General features: G+C 62.2%; 20 protein-coding genes and 1 tRNA gene. 8 read left to right on the top strand and 13 right to left on the bottom strand.

Going from position 1 to position 15,727, the window contains the following annotated elements; translation table 11 throughout:
* Positions 1 to 33: 33 nt before the first annotated feature.
* Positions 34 to 777 carry a DUF599 domain-containing protein gene (locus NKH17_RS20560; RefSeq protein WP_352645631.1) on the top strand — a complete coding sequence of 248 codons (744 nt, stop codon included), beginning with the start codon at positions 34 to 36 and terminating at the stop codon, positions 775 to 777.
* On the opposite strand, the gene NKH17_RS20555 is transcribed toward NKH17_RS20560, so the two are convergent.
* The 6 genes from NKH17_RS20555 to NKH17_RS20530 all read right to left on the bottom strand — a co-directional run bounded on the left by NKH17_RS20555 (position 726) and on the right by NKH17_RS20530 (position 5,091).
* Positions 726 to 1,520 (bottom strand): YdcF family protein, encoded by a 795-nt coding sequence (locus NKH17_RS20555; RefSeq protein ID WP_254817330.1) that lies wholly within the window; start codon positions 1,518 to 1,520, stop codon positions 726 to 728. The two genes, NKH17_RS20560 and NKH17_RS20555, sit on opposite strands and share 52 nt — an antisense overlap.
* A 28-nt stretch (positions 1,521 to 1,548) precedes the next feature.
* Positions 1,549 to 3,114: an amidase gene (locus NKH17_RS20550; protein WP_352898954.1), complete on the bottom strand. Its 1,566-nt coding sequence runs from the start codon at positions 3,112 to 3,114 to the stop codon at positions 1,549 to 1,551.
* Positions 3,114 to 3,572, bottom strand: a complete 459-nt coding sequence (locus NKH17_RS20545) for a GNAT family N-acetyltransferase (protein ID WP_352898956.1) — start codon at positions 3,570 to 3,572, stop codon at positions 3,114 to 3,116. The genes NKH17_RS20550 and NKH17_RS20545 overlap by 1 nt, the downstream gene beginning before the upstream one ends.
* A gap of 7 nt (positions 3,573 to 3,579) precedes the next feature.
* Positions 3,580 to 3,867 carry an Asp-tRNA(Asn)/Glu-tRNA(Gln) amidotransferase subunit GatC gene (gene gatC / locus NKH17_RS20540; protein ID WP_352898959.1) on the bottom strand — a complete coding sequence of 96 codons (288 nt, stop codon included), beginning with the start codon at positions 3,865 to 3,867 and terminating at the stop codon, positions 3,580 to 3,582.
* 76 nt (positions 3,868 to 3,943) lie between these two features.
* Positions 3,944 to 4,360, bottom strand: a complete 417-nt coding sequence (locus NKH17_RS20535; protein ID WP_352898961.1) for a hypothetical protein — start codon at positions 4,358 to 4,360, stop codon at positions 3,944 to 3,946.
* 23 nt (positions 4,361 to 4,383) lie between these two features.
* Positions 4,384 to 5,091 (bottom strand): metal-dependent hydrolase, encoded by a 708-nt coding sequence (locus tag NKH17_RS20530; RefSeq protein ID WP_352898963.1) that lies wholly within the window; start codon positions 5,089 to 5,091, stop codon positions 4,384 to 4,386.
* A 115-nt stretch (positions 5,092 to 5,206) separates the two neighbouring features.
* On the opposite strand from NKH17_RS20530, the gene ruvX reads away from it, so the two are divergent.
* On the top strand, positions 5,207 to 5,692 hold the full coding sequence (gene ruvX / locus NKH17_RS20525; RefSeq protein WP_352898965.1) for a Holliday junction resolvase RuvX: 486 nt from the start codon (positions 5,207 to 5,209) through the stop codon (positions 5,690 to 5,692).
* Here ruvX and NKH17_RS20520 read toward each other — a convergent pair.
* From NKH17_RS20520 to NKH17_RS20510, 3 genes are all read right to left on the bottom strand, one after another.
* Positions 5,659 to 5,970, bottom strand: a complete 312-nt coding sequence (locus tag NKH17_RS20520) for a DUF6105 family protein (RefSeq protein ID WP_352478942.1) — start codon at positions 5,968 to 5,970, stop codon at positions 5,659 to 5,661. The two genes, ruvX and NKH17_RS20520, sit on opposite strands and share 34 nt — an antisense overlap.
* Positions 5,970 to 6,524, bottom strand: coding sequence for a hypothetical protein (locus NKH17_RS20515; protein ID WP_254817337.1), 555 nt, complete (start codon positions 6,522 to 6,524; stop codon positions 5,970 to 5,972). The genes NKH17_RS20520 and NKH17_RS20515 overlap by 1 nt, the downstream gene beginning before the upstream one ends.
* Before the next feature lie 159 nt (positions 6,525 to 6,683).
* Positions 6,684 to 8,312, bottom strand: a complete 1,629-nt coding sequence (locus tag NKH17_RS20510; RefSeq protein ID WP_352898968.1) for a DNA alkylation response protein — start codon at positions 8,310 to 8,312, stop codon at positions 6,684 to 6,686.
* Between the two features lie 155 nt (positions 8,313 to 8,467).
* Between NKH17_RS20510 and NKH17_RS20505 the strand changes: the two genes are divergently transcribed.
* Genes NKH17_RS20505 through NKH17_RS20485 form a run of 5 tightly spaced genes read left to right on the top strand, consistent with a single transcriptional unit; the run spans position 8,468 to position 12,923 of the window.
* The gene (locus tag NKH17_RS20505) at positions 8,468 to 9,433 is read left to right on the top strand and encodes an aspartate carbamoyltransferase catalytic subunit (protein WP_352508460.1); all 966 of its coding nucleotides are present in this window, start codon (positions 8,468 to 8,470) and stop codon (positions 9,431 to 9,433) included.
* The gene (locus NKH17_RS20500; RefSeq protein ID WP_352876648.1) at positions 9,430 to 10,716 is read left to right on the top strand and encodes a dihydroorotase; all 1,287 of its coding nucleotides are present in this window, start codon (positions 9,430 to 9,432) and stop codon (positions 10,714 to 10,716) included. The genes NKH17_RS20505 and NKH17_RS20500 overlap by 4 nt, the downstream gene beginning before the upstream one ends.
* A gap of 57 nt (positions 10,717 to 10,773) precedes the next feature.
* Positions 10,774 to 11,361 (top strand): glycerol-3-phosphate 1-O-acyltransferase PlsY, encoded by a 588-nt coding sequence (plsY, locus tag NKH17_RS20495; protein WP_254817341.1) that lies wholly within the window; start codon positions 10,774 to 10,776, stop codon positions 11,359 to 11,361.
* On the top strand, positions 11,358 to 12,482 hold the full coding sequence (gene dprA / locus NKH17_RS20490) for a DNA-processing protein DprA (protein WP_352898973.1): 1,125 nt from the start codon (positions 11,358 to 11,360) through the stop codon (positions 12,480 to 12,482). The genes plsY and dprA overlap by 4 nt, the downstream gene beginning before the upstream one ends.
* Before the next feature lie 45 nt (positions 12,483 to 12,527).
* A complete protein-coding gene (locus tag NKH17_RS20485) occupies positions 12,528 to 12,923 on the top strand; it encodes a hypothetical protein (protein ID WP_352898975.1) in 396 nt (131 codons plus the stop codon).
* A 452-nt stretch (positions 12,924 to 13,375) separates the two neighbouring features.
* Here the strand turns inward: NKH17_RS20485 and NKH17_RS20480 are convergent, their stop codons facing one another.
* The 4 genes from NKH17_RS20480 to NKH17_RS20465 all read right to left on the bottom strand — a co-directional run bounded on the left by NKH17_RS20480 (position 13,376) and on the right by NKH17_RS20465 (position 14,902).
* Positions 13,376 to 13,621, bottom strand: coding sequence for a hypothetical protein (locus tag NKH17_RS20480; protein ID WP_352508454.1), 246 nt, complete (start codon positions 13,619 to 13,621; stop codon positions 13,376 to 13,378).
* Positions 13,622 to 13,739: 118 nt separating this feature from the next.
* The gene (locus tag NKH17_RS20475) at positions 13,740 to 14,051 is read right to left on the bottom strand and encodes a hypothetical protein (protein ID WP_352508453.1); all 312 of its coding nucleotides are present in this window, start codon (positions 14,049 to 14,051) and stop codon (positions 13,740 to 13,742) included.
* Positions 14,052 to 14,213: 162 nt separating this feature from the next.
* Complete coding sequence (locus NKH17_RS20470; RefSeq protein ID WP_352898979.1) at positions 14,214 to 14,753, bottom strand: hypothetical protein; 540 nt, start codon at positions 14,751 to 14,753, stop codon at positions 14,214 to 14,216.
* A 73-nt stretch (positions 14,754 to 14,826) separates the two neighbouring features.
* Positions 14,827 to 14,902: transfer RNA gene (locus NKH17_RS20465), tRNA-Lys, on the bottom strand.
* Positions 14,903 to 15,210: 308 nt separating this feature from the next.
* On the opposite strand from NKH17_RS20465, the gene NKH17_RS20460 reads away from it, so the two are divergent.
* A complete protein-coding gene (locus tag NKH17_RS20460; RefSeq protein ID WP_352736578.1) occupies positions 15,211 to 15,690 on the top strand; it encodes a BA14K family protein in 480 nt (159 codons plus the stop codon).
* Positions 15,691 to 15,727 lie beyond the last annotated feature (37 nt).

Genomic DNA, 15,727 nt, shown 5'->3' with positions numbered 1-15,727 from the left:
AAGCGTCCCCTCCGCCTGTGGTAAAAGCACCGCATGAGCGATTCCTTTCATCTATCGATGGCCGACCTTGCGGCGCTGGGGTTCTTCCTTGCCGCGTGGGTGCTGCATACGCTCGCCGCCGACGGAATGCTGGTCAGCCGCATGTCGCTGACGAGGGCGATGAACGCGCAGCGCGAGGCCTGGATGCGGACCATGGCCGAGCGCGAGATCCGCATCGTCGACACCGCCATCATGAGCGGCCTGCAGCAGGGAACCGCCTTCTTTGCCTCGAGTTCGCTGATTGCGATCGGCGGCTGTTTTGCTTTGCTCGGCGCCTCCGACCAGGTTCTGACCGTGCTGGGTGACCTGCCGTTTGGCGCTACGCCCTCACGCGCGGCGTTCCAGACGAAGGTGTTCGGCCTGGTGCTGATCCTGGCCTTTTCCTTTTTCAAGTTCGGCTGGGCTTACCGGCTGTTCAACTATTGCTCGATCCTGATCGGCGCCGTGCCGATCCCGCATGGCGAGGCGTCGCGCAATCCGGTCACCGAAACGGCAGTCTGGCGTGCGGCGCGCATGAACATGCTGGCCGGGAAGCATTTCAATTCGGGCCTACGCGGCGTGTTCTTCTCGATTGGCTATCTTGGCTGGTTCGTCGATCCCACCGTTTTCGTGCTATCGACGCTGCTGCTGCTGGCGGTGCTGGTGCGCCGCCAATTTTTCTCGGCGGCGCGGCAGGCGGTGCTCGGTCAGCCGCCCGGCCCGGGAAAAGGCCGATCGATGCGGCCCGACAGCCAGTAGGCGGTGAGCCCTATCCATTCGCGGATCGCAACAGTGGTGACCTCCAGCCAGTCGCCGGGATAGGGGAAGGTGGCGATGCCTTCCCTACCGGAGGTGCGATAGTCGACTGGCCACGGAATGGTCGAAAAGCCGGCTTTGTCGAACAGCGCCTTGGCGCGTGGCATGTGGAAGGCCGAGGTCACCAGCAACCAGGTCTCGCCTGGTTTCGGCATCACCAGTTCCCTGGTAAAGACAGCATTCTCGTAGGTGTTGCGGGATTTGTTCTCGAGGATCAACCGATCGGCCGCCACGCCGAAAGCGGCAAAAAGACGCGGTGCGGTATCTGCATCGCCTTCGCCGCCGCGGAAGGTTTCGATGCTGCCACCGGAGATAACGACTTTCGCTGTCGGAAACCGCCGCGCCAGCACGGCCGCCTCGACCATCCGGTCGCCACTGGAGTTCATTTCATAGCCGCCACGCACCAGATTGACGGCGCCATCCAGACTGCCGCCAAGCACTATGATACCGTCAACCTTTTCCGGCAGCGGCGGCCTGGGGAAGCGCTCCTCCAGCGGATTTAGCATCATGGGGCCGAGCGGGCTCCATGTCGCAACAACAAGGATGAGGAAGGCAAGAGTGCTGCCGACGGCCGCCAATCGCCGCCGGCCGAACATCGCCGCGACCAGCCCCGCCAGCAGCAGGAAGATCGCGAGATTCAACGGCTGAACGAAGAACCAGAGAATCTTGGAGACATAGAAGAACATCCCTCACCCCCTCAGATGAGAAACGATCCTACCACCATTTTTCCGGCTGAAATGTGCCGGCCGCCTGTTCGATGACATGGGCAGTCTGGAACAGCGTTTCCTCGTCGAAGGGCCGGCCGATCAGCTGCAGGCCGAGCGGCAGCCCCTTGGCGTCGAGCCCAGCCGGAACCGCTATGCCGGGCAGGCCGGCCATGTTCACCGTCACCGTAAAAATGTCGTTGAGATACATCTTGACCGGGTCGGCGGCCATGTCCTCGTCGGCGATGCCGAAGGCGGCGGAAGGCGTTGCCGGCGTCAGGATGACGTCGACGCCTGCGGCGAACACATTTTCGAAGTCGCGCTTGATCAGGGTTCGAACCTTCTGCGCCTGTAGATAGTAGGCATCGTAGTAGCCGGCGGAAAGCACATAGGTGCCGATCATGATGCGGCGCTTGACCTCGCGCCCGAAGCCGGCGGCGCGGGTCTTTTCATACATGTCGACAATGTCCTTGCCGGGCACGCGCAACCCATAGCGGACCCCGTCGTAACGGGCGAGGTTGGACGAGGCTTCGGCAGGCGCCACGATGTAATAGGCCGGCAGCGCGTATTTGGTGTGCGGCAGCGAGATATCGACGATCTCGGCGCCGGCATCCCGCAGCCAGGCAATGCCTTTCTGCCACAGCGCCTCGATCTCCGCGGGCATGCCGTCGACTCTATATTCCTTGGGGATGCCGACCTTCATGCCCTTGATCGGGCGGCCGATCGCCGCCTCGTAGTCCGGCACCGGCAGGTCGACGGACGTCGTGTCCTTCGGGTCGACCGAAGCCATCGACTTCAACAGGATCGCGGCATCGCGGACGTCGCGCGCGATCGGCCCGGCCTGGTCGAGCGACGAGGCAAAAGCTACGATCCCCCAGCGCGAGCAGCGGCCATAGGTCGGCTTGATGCCGACTGTGCCAGTGAAGGCGGCGGGCTGGCGGATCGAGCCGCCGGTGTCGGTGGCGGTGGCGCCTGCGCACAGGAAGGCCGAGACGGCTGATGCCGATCCACCGGACGAACCGCCCGGCACCAGTTGGGCATTGTCCAACGTGCGCGCGGTCCTGGTGCGGCCCGCCGAAACGAAGCCACCCTCGCCCTGATGTGTCGTCGGCATCACCACCGTGTCGAGGCGCGAACGCCGCCACGGGTTGATGACCGGCCCATAATACGAGGTCTCGTTGGACGAGCCCATGGCGAACTCGTCCATGTTGAGCTTGCCGAGCATGACGGCGCCATCCGCCCACAGATTGGCCGTGACCGTCGATTCGTAGCGCGGCATGAAGCCGTCCAGCACATGGCTGCAGGCCTGGGTGTGGACGCCTTCGGTGCCGAACAAATCCTTGATGCCGAGCGGGATACCCTCGAGCGACCCGCCCTCGCCCTTGGCTAATTTCGCGTCGGAGGCCTTGGCCATGTCGCGGGCCTTGTCGTCGGTGACCACGACATAGGCATTGAGCGCCGGATTGGCTCGCTCGATCGCCGATAGATAGGCCTCGGTGACTTCGGTGGCGGTGATCTCCCTGGAACGCAATTTGGCGCGGGCCTGCGAAATCGTCAGTTGGGTCAGGTCGGTCATCAGGCAAGGCTCTTTTCGTAAAATACCGACCACTCGGAATCGGGATAATTCAGCACCGGGCCGCAGCGGGAAAAACCGGCGCGTTCGTAGACGGTCCAGGCGGCGGGATGACGGTCCCCCGTCTCCAGCACCAGCTGCTTAAGCCCTTCTTGGCGCGCCAGCGCCTCGATACGCTCGACAATCTTCGCGCCGATCTTGCGGCCGCGATGCGAAGGTCGCGTATACATTCGCTTGACCTCGCCGACCACAGCATCGTGGCGCTTCAGTGCGCCGCAAGCGATGGCAAGGCCGTTATCGCGGGCGATGAAAACGGTCGTGTCGCGATCCGCCATCTGCTCGACGGTCAAATGATAGCAATGCTCCGGCGGCGTCAGCTCCAGCAATGTGGCGTTCAGCTCCTCGACCAGCCCACGCACATCGTCCTGCAGCGGCGTCTCAGCGGCGATGTCGATTGCCATCGGCCTGCTACTCCACGACCTTCGGCACAAGGAAGAAATTCTCTTCGGTCGCTGGCGCGTTGGCGACGATGTCAGCTGCCTTGCCGCCGTCGGTGACGAGGTCCTGGCGCTTTTTCATCGCCATCGGCGTGACCGAGGTCATCGGCTCGACGCCGGAAACGTCGACTTCGTTCAACTGCTCGACAAAGCCCAAAATGGCGTTCAATTCGCCGGTCATACGCTCTGCATCCTCCTCGCTCACCGCAATACGGGCAAGGTGCGCGACGCGCTTCACGTTTTTTATATCAACGGACATGTTTGTGCCTCGGGGAAAACCAGCGCTATAGCGGCGCAGCGCGTGCCGCGCAACATGCATCGTGCCGACAACGGCCCTATGGCATCGTGACGCCGTCGCAGAGGAAATAACTGCCGCCGTTACCGCTCTGCTCGCCTTCGTCGGCGGCAGGCCGAACCGATACCAGGTCGATCTGCTTCGGGCTCATCTGTGTCAGTGAGAGAACATCGGGAAAGACGTAGCCCGGCTCCTGGCATATAGCGGTCACCGCCCAGCTTGGTGAGCGTGTCGCTTTGGTGATCTGCAGGAATTCACAATTATATTCGATGCTTTCCAGGCCATTTGCCGGCAGCACGATATTGCCGCCCTCGATCACCGTCTGCAGCGTATCCTTTTTGGCCTGCGCGCAGAGATCCTCCGATTGCAGATAGACCCCGTTGATGAAATCCTCGGCGGCCAGCGCCGGCGACGCGGCAACCAGCATGGAAATGCAAAGAGAGTTTCTCAAGCGCATCGTATCGTGCCGATCGGCTTTCTCTACCGCGTAATCGTCTCGCCGATCTTCGGCAACGCCACTTTCACACCCGATCCGTCCAGTCCGGCCACGAATTTGTCGGCGGTCTGATCTATCATCGGAAATGTGCCGAAGTGAGCGGGAACGACCGTCTCGAACTTGAAGAAACGCTGGCAGGCAAGGGCTGCCACCGCGCCACCCATGGTGAAGCGGTCGCCGATCGGCACGATGCCGATCTTCGGTTCATGCAACTCGTTGATCAGCGCCATGTCGGAAAAGATGTCGGTGTCGCCCATATGGTACAGCGTCTTGTCTTCGGGGAAGTGCAGGACCAGCCCGCCCGGATTGCCGAGATAGGTATTCTGGCCGCCCTCGCCCGGAAACGACGATGAATGCAGAGCCTGAACGAAGGTGGTGGTGAAGCCGCCGCAATCGACCGTACCGCCGATGTTGCCGGGATTGATCTGCTTGTTACCGACGCCCTTGCCGACCAGGTACATGCAAATCTCGAAATTGGCGACCAGCATCGCAGCGCTCTTCTTGAGCACTTCGATGGCGCCGCTGATGTGGTCGCTGTGGCCATGGGTGAGCAACACGTGCGTGACCCCTTCGGCCGGCCCTTCCCACCCACCCGTCCACGACGGATTACCGACCAGATAGGGGTCGATGAGGATTTTCGCGCCTTCGATTTCGATTCGGAATGCCGAATGTCCGTACCAGGTCAGTTTCATCAATGCTTTCCTCGATTTTTGCTTCGGTAGAGGATAGAACGCCGACGGCGAAATTAAAGTACGACGCACGCTTGCGCGTATAAGACGTGCGGCGTCGCGGTCAAAGGAAAAGCCGTTGGGCATCATCAGCATCGAGGAGTTGCCGGCCCGGCTCGGCGGCGGCAAGACCCTGGCCGGTCTCGACCTCGGCGACAAGACGATCGGCGTGGCGGTTTCCGATCGCGGCTTGTCCTTCGCCCACCCGCGCGCTGTCATCATGCGCAGGAAATTCTCGCTCGATGCCGCAGTGCTGCTCGCTCTGCTACAGAAGGAAAACGCCGGCGCCGTGGTGATCGGCCTCCCCATCAACATGGACGGCTCGGAAGGCCCGCGCGCCCAAAAATCCCGCGCTTTCGTACGCAATATGGCTGGATTGACCGATCTGCCCTTCGTCTTTTGGGACGAAAGACTGTCGACGGTGGCGGCCGAGCGGACACTGATCGAGATGGATTTTTCCCGCAAGAAACGCGCCGGCAAGATCGATTCTGCGGCGGCCGCTTTTATCCTCCAAGGCGTTCTCGACCGGCTTCAGGTGCTCGGCGTCGATGCCTGGTCGAAATAGCGGTTGCGCATCGCCGTGATCCAGCCACCAATCGCCTTGCGGCGGCGAAATGCCCAGAACCCCGTCAGCAGCAGCCCATCGAACACGCAAGCTTTCGCCACCATGCCCGGAATGAGTGCCGGATCGACGCCGAGCATCTGTCCATAGAGCTGGAAGACGAGATCGTGCAATTGACGGCTCAGCATGACGTAGCCGAAATTGATGTCGTTGAGCGACAGAAAGAACCAGCCCCAAAACAAGAGGAGCGGAGCCGCCCAAAGCGCGAACAAGGTGCGCATCAGCGGTCGTCCCTCGAATCCAGCCGGCCGGAAATGCGGGCAAGCGAGGAATTATGCGCCGCTGCCTTGGCCATGACATGCGCGGCCGCTCGGATGTCGCCGGTCCCTGGAACTGCAGCGGCAACGGCCGACCGCCTCTCGGCGAGCATCGCGACATAGGACGCCAGAAGTGCCGCCAATTGCACCGCGACAACCATGAACAGCCCATTGATGCCTTGCGCGGCGCCGCCGATGACTATCAGCGACAGCACGCCCAAGGCGGAGATGAAGGCGATCCGCACGACGCTGTCGGCAGGATCCGGGTTGGTCGCGTGGCTGGTCAGTGCTTCAACAAAAGCCCAGCAGAACAACACCGCGACGACAAGCAGTGCCACGGCGAGCGGTGCCACGACGACGGCGTTTTCGAGATCGGCAAATCGAGTGTTCTGGACGGGAACGCCCAGTACGCCAAGGGCCGTCGCCACGCCTCGATTCCCGTCGATGCAGATGAACGCCAGCAGGGCGAAAACGGCCGCCCAATGCAATGCCAGAAAAGAGCTCAGAATATGCCGCATGACGCTCCCGCTTCGCAGGGCAAAGCCGCTCAAGCTGAACAGTCCTTGCCTTAACCATAACATTGGGCTTTGCCACCGGCCGCCGCAATGGAAACCATTCGTTAAGGTTAACGGCCATCCACAGGGGCGCGAGAGCGGCAGCGAATTTGGCGACGGCACCTAGTTGATCGGCGGGTAGAGCGTATCGATGATCATGCGGGCATCATGGCGCGAATCGATCATGCCATAGGTATTGCGCCACTGGCCGGCGAGGCGCGTTTCGACGAAGGCGTCGGCGATCCGCCCTGCCCCCAGCCTGCGAAGCTCTGCCGCCGCCGCCGACAATGCCAATTGCTCGGTCAAGAGCCGCGCCGAGCCCTCGTCGGTTGCTGCGACCTGCATTGCCGCCTTGAGCACGCCGACGGTGCCGCGTCCGCCGGCGCCTAGATCGCGGTCGATGCCGGCCAGCACGTCGTCGAACAGGCCTGGCGCGCGGCCGAGCACGCGCAACACGTCGAGCGCCATGACGTTGCCTGAACCTTCCCAGATCGCGTTGACCGGAGCTTCGCGATAGTAGCGGGCGAGCGGCCCCTCCTCGACATAGCCATTGCCGCCGAGGCACTCCATCGCTTCATAGAGCAGCGGCGGCGCAATCTTGCAAACCCAGTATTTGACGACAGGCGTCATGGCGCGGGCGAAGGCCGCCTCGCCGCGGTCGCCGGCCGCCTCGTCGAAGGAGCGCGCCAGCCGGAACGACAGCGCGGTAGCGGCGGCAACGTCGAGCGCCATATCGCCCAGCACACGCTGCATCAGCGGCTGCTCGATCAGATTGGTTCCAAACACCTTGCGGTGGCGCGTGTGGTGGACAGCCTCGGCCAGTCCGGCCCGCATGATCGCCGACGAGGCGACAGCGCAGTCGAGCCGCGTCAGGGTCACCATATCCATGATCGTCTTCACGCCGGCGCCGGGCTCGCCGACCATCTCGCCGATGGCACTGACGAATTCCACCTCCGACGAGGCATTGGAGCGGTTGCCGAGCTTGTCCTTCAGCCGTTGAAAACGGAAGCCGTTACCGGATCCGTCGCCGAGCAAGCGGGGCACGAGAAAGCACGACAGTCCCTCCGGCACTTGTCCGAGCACCAGGAAGGCATCCGACATCGGCGCCGACATGAACCATTTGTGGCCGGTCAGGCGATAAAACCCGCTGCCGGCGCGCTCGGCCCTGGTGACGTTGGCGCGGACATCGGTGCCGCCTTGCTTCTCGGTCATGCCCATGCCGAGTGTCAGCCCTGCTTTTTCGACCGGCGGCTTTTGGCTTTGATCGTACTTGCGCGTCGTCACCCGCGGCGCCCATTCGCGAAACAGCTTCGGGCTGGCCATCAGCGCTGCCAGCGAAGCGCTGGTCATGGTGATCGGGCAGAGATGCCCGGTCTCGAGCTCAGCCGTGAGATAAAAGCGCGCGGCACGCACCTGGTGGCGACGGCCGATCTCGGCGTCGCCATTCTCCCAGACCGACGAATGCAGCCCGTTGGCAACAGAGCGGCGCATGAGCGCGTGATAGGCGGGATGGAACTCGACCTGGTCGATGCGCCGGCCCTGGCGATCATGGGTCCTGAGCTTCGGCGTCTCGACATTGGCAAGACGAGCCAGCTCCTGCGCCTCATGTGTCAGAACGAAACGGCCAAGCCCGTCGAGGTCCTTACGCACCGGATCGGAAAAGCGCTCGGCAAGCTGGATCAGCAACGGATCGCCCCGCCAGGCGTTGCCGCCGGCCAGCGGCGGCGGCTGGTTGGTCACGTCGTCAGTCACGCTTCGTCCTTATCACCTGAAGGCTGCGAATCCAAAGCCAAGGCGGTTTATAGCCTATGGCCAGCGGCGCGCGACGAAAATACCGGGGAGAACCGATCCAATCCCAAGCCGATGCTTGCAGCCGCGGAGCCTCCCCCCTATAGCAGCGACTTGAGATGACCGACGCATCGTCCCTGCCACTTTATCCCCACCGCCATCTTCTGGGCATCCGCGATCTTTCCCCCGCCGACATAGAGCTTCTGCTCGACCGGGCGGACCGGGCCGTTGCCATCTCGCGGCAATCGGACAAGAAGACATCGACGCTGCGCGGCCGCACCCAGATCAATCTGTTCTACGAAGCCTCGACCCGTACGCAATCGTCGTTCGAGCTGGCCGGCAAACGGCTCGGCGCCGACGTCATGAACATGTCCGTAGCGAGCTCTTCGGTGAAAAAGGGCGAGACGCTGATCGATACTGCGATGACGCTGAATGCCATGCGTCCCGACATATTGATCATCCGCCATCAATCGGCCGGCGCGGCAGCACTTCTTGCCCAAAAAGTCGGCTGCTCGGTGGTCAATGCCGGCGACGGCGCCCATGAGCACCCTACCCAGGCGCTGCTCGACGCACTGACCATCCGCCGCGCCAAGGGTCCGCTGTCGAAGCTGATCGTGGCGATCTGCGGCGACATCCTGCATTCGCGCGTGGCCCGCTCCAATATCATCCTGCTCAACGCGCTTGGTGCCCAGGTGAGGGTCGTCGCCCCTTCGACGCTTTTGCCCGCCGGCATCGAGAAGATGGGCGTCATCGTCACCCGTTCCATGGCCGAGGGTCTGAAGGACGCCGACGTGGTAATGATGCTGCGCCTGCAGCGCGAACGCATGGAAGGCGCCTTCGTACCGTCGGTACGCGAATATTTCCGCTATTTCGGCCTCGACGCCGAGAAGCTGAAGGCGGCCAAGGACGGTGCGCTGGTTATGCATCCCGGCCCGATGAACCGCGGCGTCGAGATCGCCTCGGAGATCGCCGACGGCCCGCAAAGCGTCATCCAGGAACAGGTTGAGATGGGCGTCGCCGTACGCATGGCGGTGATGGAAGCGCTGCTCGACCCGCGTCGAAACGACGAGGGTCGGGGCCGATGAGCATAACGGTCTTCAGCCGCGCCCGCATCGTCGACCCATCGCGCGGCATCGACGAGATCGGCACCGTCATCGTCGAAGGGCGCAAAATTGTTGCCGCTGGCAAGGCGGCCTTGAACCAGGGCGCGCCCGAAGCCGCCACGATCATCGAGTGCGCCGGCAAGGCGATCATCCCCGGCCTGATCGATGCGCGTGTCTTCATCGGCGAACCGGGCGGCGAACACCGGGAGACCATCGCCTCGGCCAGCGTGGCGGCAGCGGCCGGCGGCGTAACCTCGATTGTGATGATGCCCGATACCGACCCGGTGATCGACAATGTGGCGCTGGTCGAATTCGTGCTGCGCACCGCCAAGGATACAGCCATCGTCAACATCTTTCCGGCAGCGGCGATCACCAAGGGGCTGGAAGGCCGCGAGATGACCGAATTCGGCCTGCTGCGCGAGGCCGGCGCGGTCGCCTTCACCGACGGCAGGCATTCTATTGCCAGCGCGCTGGTGATGCGCCGGGCGCTGACCTATGCGCGCGATTTCGGTGGCGTGATCGCCCACGAAACCCAGGATGCCGATCTCGCCTCGTCAGGCGTGATGAATGAAGGCCTATATGCAAGTTGGCTCGGCCTTGCCGGTATTCCGCGCGAGGCCGAATCCATCCCCCTGGAGCGCGATCTGGCGCTGGCGCGGCTGACCGGCGGCGCCTATCACGCGGCCAAGATCTCGACGGCGATGGCGGCGGCTGCTGTGACGCGAGCCAAGGCCGACGGCGCCAATGTCACATCAGGCGTGTCGATCCACAATCTATCGCTCAACGAGAACGATGTCGGCGAGTACCGCACCTTCTTCCGGCTGACGCCGCCGCTGCGCGCCGAGGAAGACCGGCTGGCGATGATCGAAGCGATCAAGGACGGCACCATCGACCTCATCGTCTCCTCGCACGACCCGCAGGACGTCGACACCAAGCGCCTGCCCTTTGCCGATGCTGCGGCCGGCGCCATCGGGCTGGAAACGCTGTTAGGCGCAGCGCTGCGGCTCTATCACAATGGCGACGTGATGCTGCTGCGGCTGATCGAGACACTATCGACCGCGCCGGCAAGGTTGTTCAGCCTGCCCGGCGGCACGCTGAAACCGGGGGCATTGGCCGACCTTGCGCTCGTCGATCTGGACGAGCCATGGGTCGTTAGCGAGAGCGGCATCCGCTCACGCTCGAAAAACACCTGTTTCGAAGGCGCGCGACTGCAAGGCAAGGTCTTGCAAACGATGGTGGCGGGCCGCACAGTGTTTTCGGCCTAGGACGAAGCGGGTGTCACGTCTTCAAATTCGCTCAGCCAAGGAAAGTTCGGGGGAACAATGGTTTACAGTCCCGTCTTGGCATTGGTGTTCGGCTATCTTCTCGGCTCGATCCCGTTTGGCCTGCTGATCACCCGTGCCGCCGGCCTCGGCGACGTGCGCAACATCGGCTCCGGCAACATCGGCGCCACCAATGTGCTGCGCACCGGCAACAAGGGCTTGGCCGCGGCCACGCTGCTGCTCGATGCGCTGAAGGGCACCGCGGCGGTGTTGATCGCAGGCCGCTTTGCGCCCGAACTCGGACTTTGGGCCGGATTCGGCGCGTTTTCAGGTCATCTTTTTCCGGTCTGGCTCGGCTTCAAGGGGGGCAAGGGTGTCGCCACTTACCTCGGCGTGCTGATCGGCCTTGCCTGGCAAGTGGCGCTGATCTTCGCCGTCGTCTGGCTGGCGGTGGCCTTCCTGTTCCGCTTCTCCTCGCTTGCGGCACTGACGGCAGCGGTCGTCGTGCCCGTTGCCCTGTATTTCCTGAGCACCCAGCAGATTGCCGGGCTTTTCGCGGCGATGAGCCTCATCGTCATCGTAAAGCACCGCGCCAACATTGCGCGGCTGCTTGCCGGCACCGAGGGTAAGATCGGGGCCAAGGAGTGAGCGAGCCCGACGCCGGGCCGCGCCTCAGCGACCGGCAGCGGCTGAGCTGGCTTCGTCTGATCCGCACGCCGAATGTCGGCCCGGCTTCCTTTCGCGACCTGATCAACCGGTTCGGTTCGGCCGAAGCAGCATTATCGATGCTGCCCGAGCTGATGATTTCGGGTGGCGCCAAAAAAATCGTCCGCATCCCGTCCATTGCCGAGGTCGAGGCGGAGCTGGAGACGGCCCGGCGGGCCGGGGCCCGCTTCGTCGGCATCGGCGAGGCGGATTATCCGCCGCTGATGAAAAGCATGGATCATCCGCCGCCGCTGCTCGCGGTCAGGGGCAACAGCGCGGTGTTCCGCTTGCCAGCGGTCGCTATCGTCGGCGCTCGCAACGCATCGCTGGCAGGCATCAAGATGGCGCGGATGCTGGCGGCGGATCTCGGCCGCGACGGCTATGGCATTGTTTCCGGCCTGGCGCGCGGCATCGATACGGCCGCGCACCAGGGCAGCCTTTCGACCGGCACGATCGGCGTGCTCGCCGGCGGCCTCGATTTGCCCTACCCGCCCGAAAATGCCGACCTGTGCGACGAGATCGCCGAGCATGGCGGCGCCATCATTTCCGAAATGCCGTTTGGCTGGCAGCCGCGCGCACAGGACTTTCCGCGCCGCAACCGTCTCGTCGCCGGTGCTGCATTGGGATTGGTGGTGGTCGAGGCCGCACAGCGCTCCGGCTCGCTGATCAGCGCCCGCCTCGCCGGCGAGATGGGGCGGCTGGTTTTCGCCGTTCCCGGTTCACCGCTCGATCCGCGCGCCGCCGGCGCCAATGGCCTGCTCAAGGACGGCGCCACCCTTGTGACCGAGGCCGCCGATATCACCGGTGCGATAGCGCCGCTGGTCGGCGGCTGGTCGCCAAGGACATCGCCGCTTGAAGAGCCGCCCGACTTTTCGGCAACACCGCCGCCGCGCGAAGACGATCGCGACCGCGTCGTCGAAGCGCTCGGCCCGACGCCGGTATCAGTGGACGAGATCATCCGCCACACCGGCCTGCATCCCGCCCAAGTGTTCATGGTGCTGCTGGAGCTCGACCTCGCCGCCCGGCTCGAACGCCATGCCGGAGGCAACGTCTCACTGATTTGACCCAGAACTTGCGCATGTCCCGGCAAGCAATTCCGACGTGATCCGATGGCCGATCCGAGCAACAAACCAAAGCAGATGCTGTTCACTCGTATGACGGCCCTTGTCTGGTCAGCTCTGAGTGTCATGCTGGCGCTGCAATGGTCGATGGATCTCGGCATGTCGGGTTTTCCCGACGGCTACATAACGCCCTTCGCAAGAGCGACCAGCACGCTTCTGGGCATTCTGACGGCAGCCTGCATGGCCCAGGGTCTCTACTTTTTCCTGGCCGGCGCGTTCGGCAGGAAAGTAAGCGCCGTCGGTCTTTTCCTGCAAATCCTTGCCGCGGCGGTTCTTACCGTGGCGCCAGTGCTTATCGTGAAGGATTGTCCGAGTTCTCAGGTGTGCAGCAGAGCCTATGAGGCGCTCACCGGCACGATGATGGACGATGGCGCGGGCGGCTAACGCCACTGCATGCGTTCGGCACGAGGCTGTCACCCATGTCGTAGGTACAAACTGTTACCCATGTCTCCGGGCCGTACACAAAATCACCTATGATGACGACGTGAAGGGCTTTGGCATCCGCGTCAGCAAGGCCGGTGCCCGTGCCTTCATCCTGAACTACCGGACTCGCTCGTCGATACACGATCGGCTCTTTCCCTGACTGGAAGTGCGGCGCGGCCCGTGAGGAAGCGAAGCACCTCTAGAAGGACGCAAGGTCAGCGAGTATTCAACCCTCGCCGACGAATTTCTTCTCGGTATGTCTCTAGGACCCTATCAGCCCAAGAATTAGGGGGATCCAAAAGAACCGGGAATTTCTTCGCAAGGCCGCCGTATGTCGAAACTAATTCCGTGTCTGTCATAAGGGGGATTTTTTCCAGCACGTCGGCAAATTGGTCATCGAGTTCGGTCATTGTCTACCGCCGTTCCAGTTCACTAACTCTGGCCTCCAGCGAAGCGATTTGCTGCGCCAGTTCCCGGAGCAATTTCTGCTGATTGTTGTGGTTCTCGACCTCCCGGTCGTTGATAAAGTTGACGCAGGCCACCAAGCGCTCGCTTACGGCATTGATGTGATCGGCGAGATCGAAGCCGTACATCGTCGCGCCTCGTTTACACGTGCCTTCATCCATGAGGCCGCTTCCGGCTGGCAAAGCGGTCATCATCAGGATTATTCCCGAAAGTAGAAGCGTTAGCCGGCACATCTCAAATCTCCCCGCATTGAGCGCGCGAGCTTTGTCCCTTGTTGAGGAAAACGCAAGCTCGCCGGCCAGTGCAGTGACCTTAATCCACCATGTCACGCAACGGCTTTTTGCGCTTGGGCGGCCTGTACTTCTCGACCGGCTTGACCTTCCCGAGATCGACCGTCACCAGCGGTCCCAGGTCGATTGTCACCTTGCCGCCTTCCTCGTCTATGCGCGTGACCTCGCCCATCAGCTCGATCTGCTGACCCCGCTTGACCTTGGATTTGCTGTCCACGATCGAATGCGGGAAGTTGTAGGAGGGGATTGAGACGCTGATACGGTCGTCGGTGACCCGCCTGCGTACCGTGGCCGTGATCGCAACCACGTCACCGATGCCAATGCCCCGCGCCATGTACGGGAGTCTGGGGCGGCCGGTGCCTTAATCAAGATTTTGCTAATATAGACTCAGACTGCAAGCTTCGTCCGTTTCCTCCTCTCTACTGCCCCGATTTGGCGAATTTGGCCCGCTGCCTCACGGTGGCGGGCTTCTGACTTAGCCTGTTTGCTCACCCGTTTACACAACGGGCTCTGAACTGACTTCCGACACTTTGAGGGCCAAGTCTGTCATTGCCCTTCCCCAGCGGATAGCGTCTTGCATTTCCTCGATCGAGGTGACTTCAACGGCCAAGCCGTCACCTTCCCTTTCGTAGCGCAGAAACACAATCCAGTTCGGTCTGCTGTTAAGGTGACCTGCACAATTCGAATGAGCGATTCGATTTCGCACCTTTGACCGCAATTCATACTGCCGCTTGTGTTTCTTCATGCTACGCGCCGCGGCCTCGCCGCCTGGTTGTGATCTTAGCTTTCGATAAATCTCATTAAACCGCTTTGGTGTAGAGAGCTGCTGAACAAAGTCGGCACCGTCCACCGGGTGCATATTGAGTATCTTCGCGACCATCAGGCCCATTGCGCCGTCTAACTTGGCCCAGACCAGGATGACATCCAACATGACCTCGCGGTGTCGAGCGGTCAGTTGATTTAGCGCTATGTCATTCAAGGCAATGTTGATGGGCGTCATAGTCTGGCCTTTCATTTGGCGCATCTGTTCGGACATAGTGCGGACACCAACTTCCGCGGACACAAAAACCCGCCCTCACCTCTCGCAACCTGTTGAAAAACTCTGGATTTGGTGAGCGCGATGGGATTCGAACCCATGACCTACTGATTAAAAGTCAGTTGCTCTACCGGCTGAGCTACGCGCTCCCGCGGGCTCAGAAAGGCCGCCCTCGAAATTGCGCGGAACATAGGGAGAGTGCCTCTGCCGGTCAACCGGAAAAAGACGGCTCCCAGACCGGACCTTCCTGCCGCGTCATCATGCCGTGCGGTGCGCTTCGGCGTTGACGGAATTGCCTCCGTCTCGCGCAAGGGCGAAGCTCGCGCTTGGCGGGACAAGCGCAAGCAGCGAATCGAGAGAACCTTTGCAGATCAGCAACTTGGGATTCTTAGCGGAACAATTTGCGCAGCCTGCCCGTTTTTCCGCGACAAGGGACACGCGTTTCAAGGAGAAGATCATGAATAGGATCATGTCGAGCCTGCTGGCGACCACCCTTTCGATCTCATTCGCTGCCGCGGAGATCGTGCCAGTCAACGCTCAGCCCAGCTATGCGCCCCCTGCCCAAGGGCTCACCTCGAATGTCCAGACCGTCCAGTACGAGCCGTGGCGGAGGCACCGGAATTTCAATCGCGATTTCTCGCGTCGCGATTTCTCCCGGCGCAGTTTTGCGCGTGACGACGGCATGTATTGGCGTGGCCATCGCGGCTATCGCGAATATCGTCGCGGCTATCGCCGCCATGGCGACTACTGGTTCCCGCTGGCCGCTTTCGCCACCGGTGCGCTGATTACCGGCGCTATCATCAACAACCAGAATCGTGTCTATCGCGGCGATGCCCATGTGCAGTGGTGCTATGACCATTATCGGAGCTATCGTGCCTCTGACAACACCTACCAGCCCAATTACGGTCCGCGCCGGCAGTGCCGATCGCCTTACTGAGTCGTGATTAGAGACTGTAAGCCCGCGCCCGCAACGG

The organism is Mesorhizobium sp. M1334, assembly GCF_040317995.1.
In the GTDB taxonomy this organism is placed as follows: Bacteria; Pseudomonadota; Alphaproteobacteria; order Rhizobiales; family Rhizobiaceae; genus Mesorhizobium.
This window is presented reverse-complemented; position numbering and strand designations above follow the sequence as displayed.